This is a genomic window from Roseburia sp. 831b, from assembly GCF_001940165.2.
In the GTDB taxonomy this organism is placed as follows: domain Bacteria; phylum Bacillota; class Clostridia; order Lachnospirales; family Lachnospiraceae; genus Roseburia.
Map to the genome: position 1 here is coordinate 1,195,233 of NZ_CP135162.1, position 18,505 is coordinate 1,213,737.

The following is an 18,505-nucleotide window of genomic DNA, read 5'->3' on the forward strand; positions in this document are numbered from 1 at the left end:
TTTTTCACTTTAGTCCAGGTATGTCACTTTCTTCATATGATTACGCTTTGCATAAGCTTCATAATCATTCTTAGACTTTGTGTCATCCATTAAGATTAACTCAACGTTAACCCCTTCCTTACGTCTTTCCTTCGCCGCTAAAATAGCCTCTTTCCGATGGGCTGCATCATATAACAGCAGCTCGTTTTCATGTTTTACCGGAAGGTCAATTCCCTGTCTTTGCAGTGCCGCCATCAGCTGGTCTACCACAATGGCAAATCCAATGGAGGCTGCATCTTTTCCAAAATAGGATAACAGTGCATCGTACCGGCCACCTTTGACGATTGCCTCCCCGGTTCCAAACGTATATCCGGAAAAAATAATACCGGTATAATATTGATAAGTACTTAACATTCCCGGTTCAAAGGAAATATATTTCTCAATTCCATAAAGTGTAAGAACCTGATTTAACGCTTCAAGATGTTCTACCGCGCGGTAAATCTTAGGGTAAGCTTTTGCCGCTTCCTTTGCTCTTTTTAATTCTTCAACCGAACAGGTAATGCCACCTGTCATGGAAAAAAGAATACGAAGATTCTCGTCTAACGAAAGCGTTTCCACAAATTCTTCGACGCCAAAAAAGTTCTTGTTGGCAATCAGATTCTTAAGTTCTTCTGCCTGTTCTTCCGATAATCCAGCCGCTTCCACAAGACCTTCGAAAAAATCTGCATGACCGACACTAAGCTGGAATTCCTTTAAGCCTGCTGTAAGAAGACACTGCACTGCCATCGAAAGAATCTCTGCATCCGCATCTACGGTGTTATCACCAATCAGCTCGGCTCCTAACTGCGTGTTCTCTTTCAGTTTTCCCTGATAGCTGTTGTTGTTGATAAATGTATTTCCGAGGTAGCAAAGACGAATCGGCATATCCTCTTCCATAAAATATTTTGCCACGGATCTTGCAATCGAAGGCGTGATATCCGGTCTTAATACCAGCGTATTTCCTTCGCGGTCAAAAAACTTATATAAATCCTTCGACGGTGTGGTTCCAATCTCTTTTCCAAAAATATCAAAAAATTCAAACGTCGGTGTCTGTATGGTATGGTAACCGTATTTTTTCAATGCATGATGGAGATTATCCTGCAGCATCATCTTCTTTTCACATTCATCATTGTAAATATCCCGGACACCCTCCGGTGTATGCAGTAATTGTTTTCTCATGATAATCCTCCATCTCTATGTGTGAACGCCTTCACACGACAACTCATTCTTATTTTTTCTCTGTTTTCGATGATTAACACTTTATCGTGCTACCATGCTACTACATTGAAACTTTGATTTATTATATGTGAAAGAAGAACAATTGTCAATCCCTTAAGTTCAAATCCTTTTGAAGCATATCAAGATAGGGAACCAAAACACTGCCTGATTTTTTAAAAAAGAAGTCCTCTTCTAGTTCTTCCATACGAAAACTCTTACGTCCGCCCTCCTTGGCACGGTTCCAGAATTCCATTAATTTTTCTAACCTTAAATAATAAAACTGGTCATTTTTTGTAAAAAATAAAAGCAAAAATGCAATACCACCCTGACGTTCAAAATCAAGCATGAACTGTACCTGATGTTCATGAATATTCTGAAGTGGAAATGTCTGTGCATGACATTCTTTTGCATCAAAGCAGACCGGAATTCCCTGCACTGCACCAATGTAATCGACCGTACTCTTTTGGTCAAAGTAAGCTAACGTGATATGTCTTGTCTGTTTGTCGATATTAATCGGGGTAATCGGAGTTGGAATTTTTTGAATCAATGCAAGGTGATTCTCTAAATATTTTTCGTTTGTCCGGTTGATAAACTCCTCTAATGTAGAACCTCTAAGTCCCCTTGAATTCCAGGTTGCCATTTTTCTACCAAGCCTTTCTATCCAAAATGTGAGAAACTTTCTCACATCGCATCTTTTTCTTTCTGATTCCATCATATCGGATTCACTTTTTGAATTCAATACTAAATATAGAAACGATTTTTCATTTATGACAATATTTAGGGGATTTTCATTTGTAAATAAATTCCGGTTATGTTATACTGGATATATTAGGGAAACTTGTTTCTGGGAGGTGACAAAATGAGTTCAAACAATGAATCCTTAGAGAATTATCTGGAAACAATATATGTATTAAAACACAGATTAGGAAATGTACGTTCCATCGACATTGCAAATGAGCTGAACTTTAAAAAGCCAAGCGTCAGTGTTGCAATGAAGAATCTTCGTGAAAAAGAATTTATTACGGTTAGTTCCGAAGGTTATATTCTTTTAACAGAAAAAGGACAGGAAATTGCAGAACGTATTTACGAAAGACATACCATTCTTTCAAACTGGCTTATTATGTTAGGTGTAGATCCCCGCATTGCTGCGGAGGATGCATGTAGAATTGAGCATGATTTGAGCATTGAAAGTTTTGAAGCAATCAAAAAGCACATTAACATGAATACCAAGTAATGTCATCGATTGCCATGGAAAAAGGAGTTGCTACACAGCCGTTCATCCGCTGTATAGCAGCTCCTTTGTTCGCTTTTACTTTCTTTTATTTTCCGTTAGAAAAGTTCGAACCTCTTGGAATTTTGCCGGAACCTCCGCTATGAGCACCCTTCCATCTTCTAGTTCCATACGATATGCATGTAAAAGCTGAAAGCGAAGCTTTTGCTGGTCGCGGAAATAGCGGTTCACAGACGTATCGCCATATTTGGTATCTCCGATAACCGGACAGCCCACAGACGCTAAATGCGCACGAATCTGATGGGAACGACCTGTAATCAGATGCACTTCCAGTTCTGTGTATCCCTTCCAGTTTGTCACCGGACGATACTCCGTCTCAATCTCTTTACTCTCATCAGATATCTTCGTATCCGTAATCGTAACACGGTTTGGCGCTTCATCCTTTGTCAGGTAGCCTTTTAAATAGGTTGTTTCTTTCCATTCACCTGCCACAATACAGCGGTAATATTTTTTTACCGTCCGCTCCTGCAAAACCTTCGCCATCTCCTGTAACCCTTTCAGGCTTTTTCCTGCAATCAAAAGACCTGAGGTATTGCGGTCAAGCCGGTTACAAATCGATGGCCGGAATGTCATAAAATCTTCAAAACTTAATTTCCCGGTCTGAATCAGATATGCCAGAATCCATTCGTTTGCAGAAATATCGTTTGGGTTGGCTTTTTGCGATAACAGGCCTGACGGTTTATTGATGACTAAAATATCATCATCTTCGAAAACAACCTGAAGGTCTTTTACCGGAAGGTTTCGAAGGGCTTCATATTCTTTCTGAACCACTTCAGAATTGACCGTGAACTTTAAGTAAGTCTCATCCGATAAAAAAAGTTTTACAAAATCACCACTTTTTAGTTTTTCCGAGCCATCTGCTTTTTTTCCATTTAATACGATGTTCTTTTTTCGAAGCATCTTGTAGATAAAACTGCTACTTGCATTGCAAAGCAGCTTTTTTAAATATTTATCAAAACGCTGTCCGGCATCATTTTGTTTGATTTCAATCTCACGCATCTTTTATTTTCCTGACTTCTTTTTATGAACATTACGGATTGCTTTTTTCTTTGGTGGACGTGTCCTCTTTGTGTGGTGTGCGTCCGGACCTTTTTGCATTCCTTTTGTATGTTTTGCATCAAAATGTCTTGGGCGAATCAGACAATGCTTGTCAAAACCAATCAAATCGGTTCTGCCAGCCTTTGTCAGTGCCTCATAGACAAGATCATAGTTCTTCGGATTCCGATACTGTATCAAGGCACGCTGCATCGCCTTTTCATGCGGATTTGTCGCAACATACACCGGCTGCATGGTTCTTGGGTCTAACCCGGTATAGTACATGCAGGTCGAAATTGTCGAAGGTGTAGGATAGAAATCCTGCACCTGTTCCGGCATATAGCCAAGGTCACGCAAGAATTCTGCAAGCTCGATAGCCTCTTTTAACGTAGAGCCCGGATGTGAGGACATCAGATACGGAACCAGGTACTGTTTCTTTCCCAGCTTCTCATTCATGTCCTTATATGCCTTCACAAAGCGCTCATAGACTTCCACGCTTGGTTTTCCCATTTTTTCAAGTACGGCATTTGAAATGTGCTCCGGTGCAACCTTAAGCTGCCCACTGACATGATGTTCACACAATTCCCGTAAAAAAGTACGGTCGTTGTCATAAATCAGATAATCAAAACGAATTCCGGAACGGATAAACACTTTCTTAACATTTGGAAGTTCTCTTAGTTTTCGAAGCAGCTTCAGGTAATCCTTGTGATCCACCTTTAGGTTCTGGCAAGGTTTCGGGAACAGACATTGCTTATTCGGACAGACGCCCTTTGTCATCTGCTTGTCACAGGCCGGCGCCCTAAAGTTTGCCGTCGGACCTCCGACATCATGAATGTATCCTTTAAAGTCAGGCTCCCAGACCATCTGGTTTGCTTCTGCTAAAATGGATTCGTGACTTCTGGTCTGGATGATTCGTCCCTGATGGAACGTTAATGCGCAGAAGCTACAACCGCCGTAACAGCCACGATTGCTGACCAGACTGAATTTAATCTCAGAAATCGCCGGCACACCACCGTCTTTTTCATAGGACGGATGATAATTTCTCATATATGGAAGTGCATATACCTGATCCATCTCCCGCTGCGTTAACGGTTTTGCCGGCGGATTTTGTACCACAAATAATTTTTCATCATAGGTTTCGAACAAACGTTTTGCTACAAATGGGTCTGTGTTGCAGTACTGGGTATAAAAACTTTTTGCATACTCTCTCTTGTCTGCTTTTACCGCCTCGAAATGAGGAAGTTCAATGGCGTCATAGATGTCTTCCCGGTTTCTTGTCTTATAGACCGTGCCATCGATAAACGTAATATCCTTGATATCAATTCCACTTGCCAGCGCATCTGCAATCTCAATGATGCTGTGTTCTCCCATACCATAGGAAATAATATCGGCACCGGAATCTAATAAAATAGAACGTTTCATCTTGTTCGACCAATAATCATAGTGTGCAAGACGACGTAAGCTCGCCTCGATTCCACCAATGATAATCGGGTTATGCTTATAGGTCTGTCGAATCAGATTACAATAAACAATCGTCGCATAATCCGGTCGCTTTCCCATCACGCCGCCCGGTGTAAAAGCATCTGTTTTTCTTCTTTTCTTGGAAACGGAATAATGATTGACCATGGAATCCATATTTCCGGCGGAAACCATAAATCCAAGTCTTGGCTCCCCTAATATGCTGATAGACGCCGGGTCTTTCCAGTCCGGCTGTGCAATGATTCCGACGGTATATCCATGTGCCTGTAATAATCTTGTAATAATTGCATGTCCAAAAGAAGGATGGTCTACATAAGCGTCTCCACAGACATAGACAAAATCAAGCTGCTCGATTCCTTCCTCTAACATATCCTCTTTACTGATTGGTAAAAAACCGTTACTCATTCCTTATTCCCTTTCCTTTGAGCCTTCTGCTAACGCAGATAACACGTCACGATAATCGTTTATATAGTAATCTGCGGCCTGTCTTTTTTCTTCTGTCTGGTCTTTGGAGTAGTCGTCATAGATGGCACACACCTCCATGCCAGCATTCTTTCCCGCCTGAATTCCTTTTACAATATCTTCAAACACAAGACAATCCGCCGGTTCTACCCCAAGCTGTCTTGCTGCCTCCAAATAAACATCTGGGAATGGCTTTCCTTTATTTACCGAGCAGGAGGTTACAATGCAGGAAAAGTACCGGTCAAAGTGGTAGGTACTTCCCACTGCAGAAATTAACTCCATGGAATTCGACGATGCAATTCCCATTTTGTAACCATTCTCTAATAAATATTCCAAAAATTCGTATGCGCCTTCTTTCAATGGCACCTCGTGCAAGTATTTCTCTCTTGCCATCTCATTCCAGATTTCTTTCATCTCGGAAACCGATTGCGCCAGGCCGAACTCTTTCTTAAAATATTCTGCCGTCTCCGTAAAGCTCATGCCTTCAATCTTTTCCTGCAAGTCTTCCGGCAGGGCAATTCCATTTTTCCCTAAAAATTCAATATCAATATCTCTCCACATCCACATAGAATCCACAAGTGTGCCGTCGAGGTCAAAAATAACTGCTTTTTTCTGTTGTAACATGTCTTGTATTCCTATCTATCTCTTTTTCTATGGATTAACTGACTTCCTTTAAAGCCACTGTCTTTAAGGAAGCTAATTCTTCCTCTGTCAATTTGCGGTATGCGCCTGGCTCTAAATCAGCTGGCAAGGTAAGTGGTCCCATCGAAATCCGTTTCAAATAGGTAACCTCTTTTCCAACTGCATGAAACATCCGCTTTACCTGGTGGAATTTACCCTCTGTGATGGTCAGTAAAACTTCAGATTCTTCCCCGGAAGATAAAATTTCAAGTTCCGCCGGCTTTGTGAACTTCTCTTCTCCAATGTCAACCCCTTCTTTAAAAAGGTTGACATCTTCTTTTGTCACGGTGCCTTCGATTTTGGCGTAATAAGTCTTTTTCACATGTTTTGCTGGACTGAGCAGCTCATGTGCAAGAACGCCGTCGTTTGTAATCAATAAAAGTCCTTCGGTGTCAAGGTCTAATCTTCCGACCGGGAACAAGTCTTTTCTTATCGTATCGGTCAGATAGTCCATCACGGTCTGGTGAATCAAATCCTCTGTCGCTGACACGCAGCCGGACGGCTTATGAAACAGATAATATTCAAATGCCTGATACTGCAATGTTTTTCCTTTGTATGTAACTACGTCTGTATTTTCATTAATCTTACATTCCGGCTTATTTGCCACTGTTCCATTCACCGTCACAAGCTTTGCCTTTATGTACTTTTTCACCTCAGTACGTGTTCCAATACCAAGTTCTGTCAAAAATTTGTCTAATCTCATTGCCATATCTCATCACCCCTATTTCAGTTCCACGAAATCCATTCCGTCTGCAAGTTCCGCTAAAACAGGATAAGCGTTTACGCTAACTTCCTCTCCCTCTATTGTAACATAAATTCCTACATGAAGGTGCACATCAAAATTGCCGGTTGTGCCCTCAATTTCGCTATAACCGGTGTCTCCCATCAGACCAAGCAGGCCTCCTGCCTCCACTTTTTCTCCGATTGCAAATTCTTTCGCATATTCTGCTAAATGTGCATAATAAAAATATCCGCCCGACGGACTTCTTACACCAATCCGGTAACCGCCCTTTGGCAGCCAGCCGATTTTTTCAATCACGCCATCTGTCATGCTGTAAACAGGGTATATGCCACGCTCGTTCACACTCGCCATAATGTCGCAGCCTTCATGCCCCCGCTTTCCTCCGTAGGTTCGGCTTTGCATCCAGCTATTACAGAAAAAGACAGATGCATCTGGATTTGATTCCACCTCTCCTACCGGAAAAACAGATACATCTGCCCATACAGATTCAACCGCCTGCTCTAACTTCAAAAACGAGGCACTTTGATATTTTTTTTCAAATAAAACCTGTTCTTTTAACTTTTCTGGTGCTTCCAAATTGTTATCTTTTGCATAATACATGGTTAACAATTCATAAAAGTCCACTTTTCCCGTCTCGCTTTCCTCGCGAAGACACGTTAAGTCATCCTGTGTAATCTCCTGATTTCGAAAATTGGTAAATGCTTTTTCATAGGAAAAAGCGTCTCTTTGTAAGACGTACTGGTTCATGCAGTCCAACAAAATAACCGTTGCTAGAACCAGTACGAAAAACAAAAGAATCTTACTGAATGGATGAAGTTTTAAATGCATATTGTTCAATTCATTTCTTTTTTATTTTGCTCTTTTTAAGAACTCAACAACAAGATTCCACACACGTTCTGTGGATGCGATATCTAATCTCTCCTGTGGTGTATGAATATCTAAGTTGGTCGGGCCAAAGGATACACAATCTAAATCTGCAATTTTTCCAGAAAGGATTCCGCATTCCAGTCCGGCATGAATTGCTTCAAATACAGGCTCTTTGTGGTAAAGATCCTGGTATACCTCTGAAATCAGATCACGCATGGATGATTTTGCACGGTATTCCCAAGCCGGATAATCTCCACTGACTTCTAGTTCTCCGCCCAGGAAAGATACCAGATACTCTAATTTTTCTTTTAATTCCTCTTTTCTGGTAGAAACACTGCTTCGGATGGAATGTGTCACGGTAAATACATCGCCTTTTAATTCCATAATTCCGGCATTTAAAGAAGTCTCAACAAGTCCCGGCATTGCCATGCTCATGTGCTGGATTCCATTTGGCATATTTCTTAAGTAGAAAATCACTTTTGACATAGAGGTAAACGATAACATTTCTACCTCCTGATTTCCGGCATCGCTGCATTCAAGGACAAGTCCAGCGTCTGTCATGCTGTATTCTTTCTGAAGAATTGTTGTAATTGTTGCAATTGTATCTTCAAATGCTTTTTTATCGTCCTCACTGACTAAAACGTCCATCTGCACTTCACGTGGAATGGCATTGTCCTTTAAACCGCCTGCAAGGGATACTAACCCTACATTCATACGGTCCGAAATGTATTTTAAGACACGGCCGGCTAAAACAACGGCGTTGGCACGTTCTTTATCGATTTCACTTCCGGAATGTCCACCGACAAGTCCTGTAAGTTTCAAATGGAACAGGCATCCTTCCTGCTTCTGATAGGTTACCGGAATCTCTGCCTTTGCAGTCATTCCTCCTGCACAGCTAGTTAAGAAAGAACCTTCTACATCCGAGTCAATGTTTAATAACTTATGACCCTTTAACATAGATAAATCAATCACTTCTGCTCCAAGCATGCCAATCTCTTCATCAACAGTAATCACAACCTCAAGTCTTGGATGTGAAATTTCCGGGCTGTCTAAGATAGCAAGTGCATAAGCAACTGCGATTCCGTCATCACCGCCAAGTGTGGTTCCTCTTGCTTTTAAGAAACCATCCTCTACATAAAGGTCTAAGCCGTCTTTTTCGAAATCGATTTCGACACCGCTTTCTTTTTCGCAGACCATATCCATATGTCCCTGGATAATAATTGGCTCAGCGTCTTCGTATCCCTTTGTTGCTTCCTGAATCATTACCACATTATTCGAATCATCCTGGTAATATTCCAGATTGTGATCTTTTGCAAAGGAAACAAGGTAATCACTGATTGCCTTTGTATTTCTAGATCCATGTGGAATGGAACAAATCTTTTCAAAAAAATAAAATACTTTTTGTGGTTTTAAATTCTCTAATTTACTCATAGCGACCTCCAAATCATCATAGGATTTAACATGCGAAAAAATATCATGCTATTTCCAATTCTCTTATTTATCCTCTATATCTTAGTATGCCCAAAGGATGCTGTCAATTCCGCATCCTTTGGTTTAATGCTCTGGTATCAGAAAGTATTGCCCTCCCTCTTACCATTTGCAATTTTGTCCAATATTTTAATTGATTCCGGATATCTGCCGTATTTCACAAAATATCTTTACCCTGTCACAAAACTTTTTCTTCCAACCAGCGAGGCTGGTTCTTATGCAGTGCTTTCCGGCTTCCTGTTCGGCTTTCCCATGGGAGCAAAAAACAGCGCCAGACTCTGCCAGAATCATCTGATTTCAAAAACTGAAGCTGAAATTTTAACCATTGTCTGCAACAACATCAGTCCTGTTTTTATCTGTGGTTATATCATGTCCCAACAGCTTCATCTTCCAGAGCTTTGCCCTTACGCCATCCTTTTAGTCTATGCGCCTCCACTTTTACTAGGAGCCATTCTTTTGCGAAAAAACAAGACAAATATCGAATCCAAGAAAATACCGGCATCCAGACCTCAAATGAACTTTAAAATCATAGATACCGGCATTATGAATGGATTTGAAACACTGACCAAACTTGGCGGTTATATTATGCTGTTTTCCATACTTTCCTCTGCCTTACTCAAGATTCCTCTTTCCATAAAACTGCAATGTATTCTGATTGGCATCACAGAAATCACAAACGGAATTGCTCATATTCCGGTGTCGGAATCTGCAAACTGTTTGCAAATTCTATTTGCCCTTGGAATCACGGCCTGGGGAGGTCTTAGTGGTCTTGCACAAACCTGCTCTGTCACAAAAGAGTGTCCTTTTTCCATAAAAAGATACGTCCGATATCGCATTCTGTTTGCCTGTCTGACCATGGCAATGACGTATCTGTTTTTCTTTTTTACAAATACTAGATAAGCTCCGGCGCCTTTTCACTCTCAGGAGCTTCTTTTTCTGCCGGCTCATCCTCTGGCTTTGCAGTCTCAGGTTCTGGCTGCTGTGGTTCCTCAACCGGATTCATCTCTGCACGGTTTGATTTTACAATCTCAAGGTAACTGTCAAGAGAACCAATCAAATTGTCATAACGTGCTTTTGATGTATCAATCGCATTGACAAGAACACCTTCGAATTTTGCAAGCATATCATCGGTATACGCCATCGCATTCATCTTAATGCTGTTTGCCTCTAAGGTTGCATTATCCAAAATCTCCTGCGCCTGCTTGGTTGCTACCATGACAACCTCGTTTGCCTGCGCATAAGCCTGTTGCATAATCTGATGTTCACTTACCATCTCGGTATTCTGTAACTCAGCCGCCGCAATAATCTGTGCCGCACGTTCATTCGCATCGGCAATGATTGCCTGCTCCTGGCTGATAATCTTCTGATAACGTTTGATTTCGCCTGGTGTCTTTGCACGAAGTTCATGTAAAAGTTCTTCCATCTCATCCTTATTCACCAGAATCTTTGTAGAAGACAATGGCTGATACTTACAGTTATCAATGTATTCTTCAATTTCTTCAATAATCTGTTCAATTCTACTGCTCATAGAGAACACTCCTTATTTGATGATATTATACTTTGCGTAAATTCTTTCAATAAACTGTTCTGGAACGAATTTGGAAATATCGCCCCCATAAGATGCAAACTCTCGGACAACACTAGAACTCAAATAAGAATATTTCAGATTGGTTGTCAAGAATATCGTCTCAACATCCGGATTCTCTACATGATTCGTCTGTGCAATCTGTAACTCATATTCAAAATCCGTAACTGCCCGCAATCCTCTTACAATAATCGTTGCATCAATCTCTTTCATATAATCGACTAAAAGTCCGTCAAAAGACGCAACTGTAACATTTGGAATGGAACTTGTCATCTCTTTTATCATACTAACACGTTCATCCAGAGAAAACAATGAATTTTTTGCGCTGTTATTTAAGACTCCAACGACAAGCTCATCCACAATTTTAGAAGAACGTTCAATCATATCGATATGACCAAACGTCATAGGATCAAAGCTGCCCGGATAAATTGCTCTTTTCATAAAGGTACCGTGCCTTTCTCTTCGTGCTTTTACTGTTCTTTCTTTTGAATAAAAGCATGCATATTTGTTTTATATTTTTTTAATTTGATTAAATCATATCCCAACTCGTCCAGATAGGAAAAATCGGTTCGTAAAGACGCCTCCACGATAATCTGGGTATTCTCTTTTAAAAGAGAGGATTCTGCCAGATAAGAAAGGACATCCTTTTCCAGCAGGTTATCATACGGCGGGTCCATAAAGATAACATCGAATCGGTAGTTTCCTTCTAAGGAACGCAACGCCGCCATGACATCCATCGAAACAAGTTTGCATTGTCTGTCAAATTTGGTGAAGTGGATGTTGTCCTCAATACAGGCAGCTGCCTTTTTCCCATTTTCCACAAAAACCGCATAACTTGCGCCACGGCTGACTGCCTCTAACCCAATCTGCCCGCTTCCTGCAAAAAGGTCTAAAAAATAGCAGCCTGGGATATCATTTTGAAGCACATTAAACAGTGTCTCCTTGATTCTGTCTGTTGTTGGTCTCGTATCTCTTCCTTCGATTGTTTTTAAAGGAAGACTTCTTGCCGTACCAGCTATAATTCTCATCTGTTATCCTTTCCGTCTGTTGTCACAGACCTGCCAATCACAATGTCTTTGCTCTTTTTATTCTTCATATTTTGCCAAAATCGTCTTTTGCAAAAGCTTTAACGCATATTCTACGGCGCTTTCTCTGACCGTTTGTCTGTCTCCAAGAAACAGATGGCGTTCTGTCACTACCGTTCCGTCCAGATAACATCCAAGATAAACCGTCCCAACCGGGCAATCCTTTGTGCCGCCGTCCGGTCCTGCCACTCCGGTTGCCGATAACGCTGCCTTTACATCTGCTGTCTTTGCCACGCAGCGTGCCATCTCTGCAGCCGTCTCGGCGCTTACAACGCCGTAGGTATCAATCGTATCACGGCTTACGCCAATCATTTTTACTTTGGCATCATTGGAGTAGGTGATATAGCCTTCTGTCAAAAATTCCGATATGCCAGGAACATTGATTAACGTTGCCGCAATCAATCCTCCGGTGCAGGACTCCGCCGTTGTCATCGTTAATTGATATTTTTTTAACAATTTATAAATAGAAGATTCCAGTGACTCCTTTTGGATGTCACTGGATGTTTTTATGTCTTTTCTCATGTTCTCTTTGCTCTTTTCTAGTTCTGCTCTTTCAAGACATCTTTATTCTTAATAATGTAATCAAGCAATGAAATCACGGTCAATGCCAATGCGATGTAAGTAAGAACAACACCTGGTATTTTTAAAACAGGAATGCTGGCACTTAAAATCAAATCGATTACCATTAACATCTGAAATGTTGTCTTGAATTTGCCCCAGTAACTTGCTGCTATGACAACACCATTGTCCGAAGCTACCAGACGGAAACCACTGATAATAAACTCTCTTGCAATGATAATCACTACAATCCATGCCGGAAGCAGGTTCATCTGAATCAGACAAATCATAGCAGAACAAACCAAAAGTTTATCTGCAAGCGGGTCCATAAATTTTCCAAAGTTTGTTACAAGGTTGTATTTTCTTGCGATTTTGCCATCTAAAAAATCGGTAAGGCTGGCTACAATAAAAATTGCAACTGCAATGTAGTTATTATAGCCAGAAGTATTTGGCATCAAAAGCAAACATACAAAAAATGGAATTAATATTACACGAAAAATAGTAAGTTTATTTGGTAAATTCATCTTATCCTCTTTTCCGAAATCTGTCTACTGACAAATCTCTCCAATCAAATCGTATTCATAAGCGCCTGTTACTTCTACCTTTACGATATCACCTGTCATCAGTTCCTCGTCGGTATTGATGAAAATGTATCCGTCAATATCCGGTGCATCGCGGTAGGTTCTGCCGATGTAAGCGTTTTCATCTGCCACTTTTCCTTCAATGAAAGCGTACAGCTTGCGCCCTTTCATCTCTTCATTTTTATCAAAAATAATCTCTTCCTGAAGTTCCATCACTTCTTGCTGCCAGAGTGTTTTTTGTTCTTCGTCAATCTGATCTTCAAACGTTGCAGCAGGTGTTCCCTCCTCTGGAGAATACGTAAATGCTCCAAGACGGTCAAATTCCATCTCGTCGATGAATTCCATCAGTTCTTCATGCATTTCCTGTGTCTCACCCGGGAAACCACAAATCAGGGTGGTACGAAGCGTAATATCTGGAATACGCTCCCTTACATGTGTCACGATACGAACCAAATCATCATGGCTGGTTTTTCTGCCCATACGTTTTAAGATTGCATCCGATGAGTGCTGGATTGGCATATCTAAGTAATGGCAGACTTTTTCGTTTTGAATCATAGATTCTAGCAATTCTTCATAGATTTCTTCTGGGTAGCAGTACATAATCCGAATCCAGAAAAGTCCTGGAATCTTATTTAGTTCGTCTAACAATTTGTGGAGAGATTTTTCACCGTAAAGGTCAACACCATAAAGTGTGGTCTCCTGCGCCACTAAAATCAGTTCTTTTACGCCGCCCTCCACCAGATCTTTCGCCTGTGCAAGCAAATCTTCCATCGGCACACTTCTATAATTTCCTCGTATAGAAGGAATGATGCAGTACGTACAGTGTTTGTTGCATCCTTCTGCAATTTTTAAATAGGCAAAATGGCCACCGGTTGTCACGGTTCTTTTTGTCTTAACAGAAGGTAAATCTTCTAAAGTGTGGTAATTTTCATAAAATTTGCCTTCTAAAGTCTGATGAACTGCATTCACAATATCTTCATATGAATTTGTTCCAAGGATTGCATCCACCTCAGGAATTTCTTTTTTGATTTCATCCTGATAGCGCTGTGCAAGACATCCGGTCACAATCAAGGCTTTTAAGTTTGCGTCTTTTTTGTGTTCCGCCATCTCTAAAATCGTGTTGATGCTCTCTTCTTTTGCGTCATTGATAAAACAACAGCTGTTGATGACTATGATGTCTGCTTCATATTCATCATCCGTCATCTCAATTCCGTCGTCACGAAGCATTCCAAGCATAAACTCGGTATCGACACGGTTCTTATCGCATCCTAATGATATAAATAATAACTTCATTCAAAATCTCCAATTTCTTTTTTCCATTCCATTCGTAAAAAAGGATGACATAACGATTTCGTTCCTGTCATCCCCTTCTATTTAACTACATTAGTCGTTAGGATTCTCGTCTGGAATAATCTTAACTTTTCCTTCGTACAATTCCTGAACAGCGATGGATAATGGTTTATCACATGGGCTGTTGCAAGTCATTGGTTCGTCACCGGCAATAATCTGTCTTGCTCTTTTTGCAGTTGCAATTACGATGGAATAACGGCTGTTTACAACTGGTTCTTCCCCGATTTCTACGTCATTGTTTACGACTTTCATTAATTCTACATAAGATGGATGTATCATACTTTTATTCTCCTTTCGAAAAGCTCTGAAGCTCTTTGCGCATACTGTTGATAAATTCTATATTGCGTGATACTTTGACATGTTCATTTTCTATAATGGAATGTACCTGTTCCACACATTCTTCTAACTTGTCATTTATCACTAAATAATCGTAATTTTCGATTCCTTCTGCCTCTTCTACTGCACGGTGCAGACGGGATTCAATCACGCTCATTTTCTCAGTTCCTCTGCCCACTAGACGCTCCTTTAATTCATTCGCGCTCGGCGGCATCACAAATAAGAGCAAGGTATCCGGGAACTTTTCTTTTATCTTTAAGGCTCCCTGAATCTCAATCTCTAAAATTACATCTTTCCCAGCTTCTAACTGTTCTGTAACATATGCTTTTGGCGTGCCATAATAATGTTCCACGTACTGTGCATATTCGATGAGTTCCTCATTTTTTATCATCTCTTCAAACTGCTCTTTTGTCTTGAAGAAATACTCGATTCCATCTGTTTCCCCCACTCTTGGAGCTCTTGTGGTCGCCGAGATGGAAAGTGCATAAACATCGGAATGTTTTTTCATGAGTTCTTTCATAATTGTTCCTTTTCCAGAACCGGAAAATCCTGAAAGGACAATTAAGATTCCTTTTCTATTCTGTGCCATGTTCTACCTCTGTATCATTTAGATTGCCATTGAAACGGTTTGATAATGTCTCCGGTTGCAATGCAGACACAATAATCGTATCATTCTCCATGAAAATAACACTCTTGGTTCTGCGTCCCTGTGTTGCATCAATCAGGTTTTGCTGTTCTTTTGCCCTTTGCACCATTCTCTTTGCCGGTGCCGACTCAAACGAAATAATGGTAATAATCTTATCCGTATTTACAACATTTCCAAATCCAATATTCATCAATCTAGCCATAATTTTTCCATTCTTGTGTATACACACTATTCGATATTCTGAATCTGTTCTCTGACTTTTTCAATATCTGTCTTTAAGTTGATTCCAATATCTGAAATCTCAAGGTCATTCGCTTTTGATAAAATCGTATTTGCTTCACGATTCATCTCCTGCGCAATAAAGTCAAGCTTTCGGCCAACACTGCCGCCAGCCATAAGCGTCTCTTTCGTGCTCTTGATGTGGCTCTTTAAACGAACCGTCTCCTCATCCACACAGACCTTGTCTGCAAAAATTGTAACCTCAGTTGCGATTCGTGCATCATCAATCTGTTTGTCACCTAACAGCTCTTTTACTTTTTCCTCAAGACGTTCTTTGTATTCTTTCAAAAGAATCGGGGAACGTTCCTCGATAAAATCAACGTAGGTAAGCATTCCGTCTAACTTGTCACACAAATCGGCTCTTAAATGCTCGCCCTCTTTGATACGGCTTGCCACGAACTGCTCACAGGCACCGCGGATTGCTTTTTCTAAAACAGACCACAATTCCTTTTCATCTATTGTCTGCTCTTCCATCGTGAAAACTTCCGGATAGCGAGACAATGTGCTGACACGAATGTCATTCTCCAACTTAAAATGCTCTGCCATCTCGTTCAGATACGCAAGATACTGTCCTGCAATATCCTCATTGTATTTGAGCGCACCGTTCTTCTCAGAATAATCTTCATAGGAAATAAAAAGGTCAACCTTTCCTCTTTCCATATATTCTTTCAAAAGACTGCGGATGGAACTCTCAAAAAAGTTCAATTTCTTCGGCATCTTGATGTTCACATCCAGATAGCGATGATTCACAGACTTAATCTCCACCGTAAATTTACGGTTTCCCTCTGTTACTTCCTGCCGGCCAAAACCGGTCATACTCTTAATCATGCGTTCCTCCTGACCTGATTTCCATCAGTACTTATTCACGTAATCACACGCATTTTACGCGTTAGGGTATAGTTATCCCTAACGCATAATTGTATTAATTATAAAACGATTCCTACCGGAAGTCAATATTGCAATTTTCATGAGGAAACAGGTTTTTTGTTCCATTTTTTAAACCAACGTTTCCATCTCTGTCAAAATATCGCCAAATACATTTAAGGCATCCTGAATTGCAGTCGGCTCCTCTAAGTTCACGCCGGCTATCTTTAACAATTCAACCGGTGCCATGGAGCATCCGCCGGATAAGAACTTCTTGTACTGTTCCACTGCAGGCGCACCGTTCTTTAAAATGTTGTGTGCAATTGCAACTGCGGATGAAAATCCGGTTGCATACTGATATACATAGAAATTGTAATAGAAGTGAGGAATTCTTGCCCACTCTAATGCGATTTCATCATCGGACACCATGTCTGGTCCATAATATTTTTTATTCAAATCAAGATATGCCTGATTCAATGTCTCTGCCGTTAAGCTTTCTCCATCTTCTGCCATTTTGTTTGTCAGCATTTCATACTCTGCAAACTGTGTCTGACGGTAAACCGTTCCTTTAAAGCTGTCTAAGTAGTGATTCAGCAGGTAGGCACGCTCTTTTTTGTCTGTTGTATTCTTTAATAAATATTCCATCAGAAGCACTTCGTTACAGGTGGATGCAACCTCAGCCACAAAAATTTTGTACTGGGAATAGATGTATGGCTGTGCCTCATTGGAGTAATAGGAATGCATTGCATGACCCATCTCATGTGCTAAGGTAAACATATCATCCAAAGACTCGTTGTAATTTAACAATACAAATGGATGTGTGCCATAAGCGCCGGCAGAATAAGCACCGCTTCTCTTTCCTTCGTTTTCATAAACATCAATCCAACGATTTTCAAATCCTTCTTTTACCTTATTGACATAATCTTCCCCAAGAGGTGCCAGTGCTTTTAAGACGGTTTCCTTTGCTTCCTCAAAGCTGATTTTCTTAGCGGCATCTGGAATCATTGGTGTATAAATATCATACATATGAAGTTCATCGACACCCAGGCATTTTTTACGAAGACTCACATAACGATGCATCTTGTCCATGTTTGCATTGACTGTTTTTACAAGATTTTCGTAAACTTTCGGAGAAACATTGTTTGCATCTACGGCAGCCTCTAATGTGGAGTTGTATTTTCTTGCTCTGGCACGGAAAATCTGCTGTTTTACCTGACCACTGTAAATACTTGCCACCGTATTGATAAACTGAGCATAAGTCTTATAGTACTGTTCAAAGGTATCTTTTCTGACACGGCGGTCTGCGGACTCTAACAGACGGACAAAACGTCCATGGGAAATGCGGACTTTTTCTCCGTTCTCATCTAAAATCTCAGGGAACTGGATGTCTGCATTGTTAAACATGGAAAATGTCTGTTCCGGATTCTGGCATACCTCAGAGGCAAGTGCTAATAATTTCTCCTGGTCTGCTGATAATCTGTGTGGTTTTAAACGCTGAATTTCTTCTACCCATTTGCGGTAAAACTCTAACTGATTTTCTTCTTTATAATAGCCCTCTAACACTTCTTCTTTTGTCTCTAAAATTTCCGGGTCAATAAAGGCAAGACGGCTTGAGATACCTGCATAAAGCATCATGATTTTCTGTACCATTGCCTGATGTGTGGTATCTTTTGTATCCTGGTCGCTTAAGCGTTCTGCATAATTGTATGCAAGTTCAATCTTTTGATCCATCTTTGCCATGGTGTCGCAGACTTTTAACAGATTTTTTGCGGAAGCGGTAACCGTTCCTTCCATCTGCTCTAACTCGGATGCTAATTCATCAATCTTTTTTAAATCTGCTTCCCATGCCTCATTTGTCTCATACATATCGGAAAGTTTCCATGTATTTTCTTCTTTTACTTCACTTCTTTTCAATAATTCTTTTGCCATCTTTTTTCGTC

21 protein-coding genes are annotated in these 18,505 nt (G+C 40.6%); 2 read left to right on the top strand and 19 right to left on the bottom strand.

All coding sequences use genetic code 11. From position 1 onward, the window contains the following. Positions 1-9: 9 nt before the first annotated feature. Positions 10-1,197, bottom strand: a complete 1,188-nt coding sequence (hisZ, locus tag BIV16_RS05520; protein WP_075678819.1) for an ATP phosphoribosyltransferase regulatory subunit — start codon at positions 1,195-1,197, stop codon at positions 10-12. Between the two features lie 145 nt (positions 1,198-1,342). Continuing rightward, positions 1,343-1,876 carry a Holliday junction resolvase RecU gene (locus BIV16_RS05525; RefSeq protein WP_075679007.1) on the bottom strand — a complete coding sequence of 178 codons (534 nt, stop codon included), beginning with the start codon at positions 1,874-1,876 and terminating at the stop codon, positions 1,343-1,345. Positions 1,877-2,095: 219 nt separating this feature from the next. Between BIV16_RS05525 and BIV16_RS05530 the strand changes: the two genes are divergently transcribed. Beyond that, positions 2,096-2,470, top strand: a complete 375-nt coding sequence (locus tag BIV16_RS05530) for a metal-dependent transcriptional regulator (RefSeq protein WP_075678817.1) — start codon at positions 2,096-2,098, stop codon at positions 2,468-2,470. A gap of 75 nt (positions 2,471-2,545) precedes the next feature. On the opposite strand, the gene BIV16_RS05535 is transcribed toward BIV16_RS05530, so the two are convergent. Genes BIV16_RS05535 through BIV16_RS05560 form a run of 6 tightly spaced genes read right to left on the bottom strand, consistent with a single transcriptional unit; the run spans position 2,546 to position 9,224 of the window. Further along, on the bottom strand, positions 2,546-3,526 hold the full coding sequence (locus BIV16_RS05535) for an RluA family pseudouridine synthase (RefSeq protein ID WP_075678815.1): 981 nt from the start codon (positions 3,524-3,526) through the stop codon (positions 2,546-2,548). A 3-nt stretch (positions 3,527-3,529) separates the two neighbouring features. After that, positions 3,530-5,446, bottom strand: coding sequence for a YgiQ family radical SAM protein (locus BIV16_RS05540; RefSeq protein WP_075678813.1), 1,917 nt, complete (start codon positions 5,444-5,446; stop codon positions 3,530-3,532). Positions 5,447-5,449: 3 nt separating this feature from the next. After that, on the bottom strand, positions 5,450-6,127 hold the full coding sequence (locus BIV16_RS05545; protein ID WP_075678811.1) for an HAD family hydrolase: 678 nt from the start codon (positions 6,125-6,127) through the stop codon (positions 5,450-5,452). A gap of 34 nt (positions 6,128-6,161) precedes the next feature. Next, entirely contained in the window at positions 6,162-6,893 is a 732-nt protein-coding gene (locus tag BIV16_RS05550; protein ID WP_075678810.1) for a pseudouridine synthase, read from the bottom strand. 12 nt (positions 6,894-6,905) lie between these two features. After that, the gene (locus BIV16_RS05555; RefSeq protein WP_075678808.1) at positions 6,906-7,754 is read right to left on the bottom strand and encodes a M23 family metallopeptidase; all 849 of its coding nucleotides are present in this window, start codon (positions 7,752-7,754) and stop codon (positions 6,906-6,908) included. 21 nt (positions 7,755-7,775) lie between these two features. Further along, a complete protein-coding gene (locus tag BIV16_RS05560) occupies positions 7,776-9,224 on the bottom strand; it encodes an aminoacyl-histidine dipeptidase (RefSeq protein WP_075678806.1) in 1,449 nt (482 codons plus the stop codon). Positions 9,225-9,254: 30 nt separating this feature from the next. Here BIV16_RS05560 and BIV16_RS05565 point away from each other — a divergent pair, with 30 nt between their 5' ends. Continuing rightward, positions 9,255-10,181 (top strand): nucleoside recognition domain-containing protein, encoded by a 927-nt coding sequence (locus tag BIV16_RS05565; RefSeq protein ID WP_075678804.1) that lies wholly within the window; start codon positions 9,255-9,257, stop codon positions 10,179-10,181. Here BIV16_RS05565 and BIV16_RS05570 read toward each other — a convergent pair. The 11 genes from BIV16_RS05570 to pepF all read right to left on the bottom strand — a co-directional run bounded on the left by BIV16_RS05570 (position 10,174) and on the right by pepF (position 18,494). Beyond that, positions 10,174-10,809 (bottom strand): ATPase, encoded by a 636-nt coding sequence (locus BIV16_RS05570; protein ID WP_075678802.1) that lies wholly within the window; start codon positions 10,807-10,809, stop codon positions 10,174-10,176. The genes BIV16_RS05565 and BIV16_RS05570 overlap by 8 nt on opposite strands. A 12-nt stretch (positions 10,810-10,821) precedes the next feature. Continuing rightward, complete coding sequence (coaD, locus tag BIV16_RS05575; RefSeq protein WP_075678800.1) at positions 10,822-11,307, bottom strand: pantetheine-phosphate adenylyltransferase; 486 nt, start codon at positions 11,305-11,307, stop codon at positions 10,822-10,824. A gap of 29 nt (positions 11,308-11,336) precedes the next feature. Continuing rightward, complete coding sequence (gene rsmD / locus BIV16_RS05580; RefSeq protein ID WP_075678798.1) at positions 11,337-11,894, bottom strand: 16S rRNA (guanine(966)-N(2))-methyltransferase RsmD; 558 nt, start codon at positions 11,892-11,894, stop codon at positions 11,337-11,339. Positions 11,895-11,951: 57 nt separating this feature from the next. Then, positions 11,952-12,473, bottom strand: a complete 522-nt coding sequence (locus BIV16_RS05585) for a CinA family protein (protein ID WP_075678796.1) — start codon at positions 12,471-12,473, stop codon at positions 11,952-11,954. A gap of 17 nt (positions 12,474-12,490) precedes the next feature. Continuing rightward, positions 12,491-13,033, bottom strand: a complete 543-nt coding sequence (gene pgsA / locus BIV16_RS05590) for a CDP-diacylglycerol--glycerol-3-phosphate 3-phosphatidyltransferase (protein WP_075678794.1) — start codon at positions 13,031-13,033, stop codon at positions 12,491-12,493. A gap of 24 nt (positions 13,034-13,057) precedes the next feature. After that, positions 13,058-14,383, bottom strand: coding sequence for a 30S ribosomal protein S12 methylthiotransferase RimO (gene rimO / locus BIV16_RS05595; RefSeq protein ID WP_075678792.1), 1,326 nt, complete (start codon positions 14,381-14,383; stop codon positions 13,058-13,060). Positions 14,384-14,473: 90 nt separating this feature from the next. Continuing rightward, positions 14,474-14,719, bottom strand: a complete 246-nt coding sequence (gene rpoZ, locus BIV16_RS05600) for a DNA-directed RNA polymerase subunit omega (RefSeq protein WP_075678790.1) — start codon at positions 14,717-14,719, stop codon at positions 14,474-14,476. Between the two features lie 4 nt (positions 14,720-14,723). Then, positions 14,724-15,365 (bottom strand): guanylate kinase, encoded by a 642-nt coding sequence (gene gmk, locus BIV16_RS05605; RefSeq protein WP_075678789.1) that lies wholly within the window; start codon positions 15,363-15,365, stop codon positions 14,724-14,726. Continuing rightward, a complete protein-coding gene (locus tag BIV16_RS05610) occupies positions 15,352-15,624 on the bottom strand; it encodes a DUF370 domain-containing protein (protein ID WP_075678787.1) in 273 nt (90 codons plus the stop codon). The genes gmk and BIV16_RS05610 overlap by 14 nt, the downstream gene beginning before the upstream one ends. A 26-nt stretch (positions 15,625-15,650) precedes the next feature. Further along, complete coding sequence (locus BIV16_RS05615; RefSeq protein WP_075678785.1) at positions 15,651-16,529, bottom strand: YicC/YloC family endoribonuclease; 879 nt, start codon at positions 16,527-16,529, stop codon at positions 15,651-15,653. A 168-nt stretch (positions 16,530-16,697) separates the two neighbouring features. Then, positions 16,698-18,494 carry an oligoendopeptidase F gene (gene pepF, locus BIV16_RS05620; protein ID WP_075678783.1) on the bottom strand — a complete coding sequence of 599 codons (1,797 nt, stop codon included), beginning with the start codon at positions 18,492-18,494 and terminating at the stop codon, positions 16,698-16,700. Positions 18,495-18,505 lie beyond the last annotated feature (11 nt).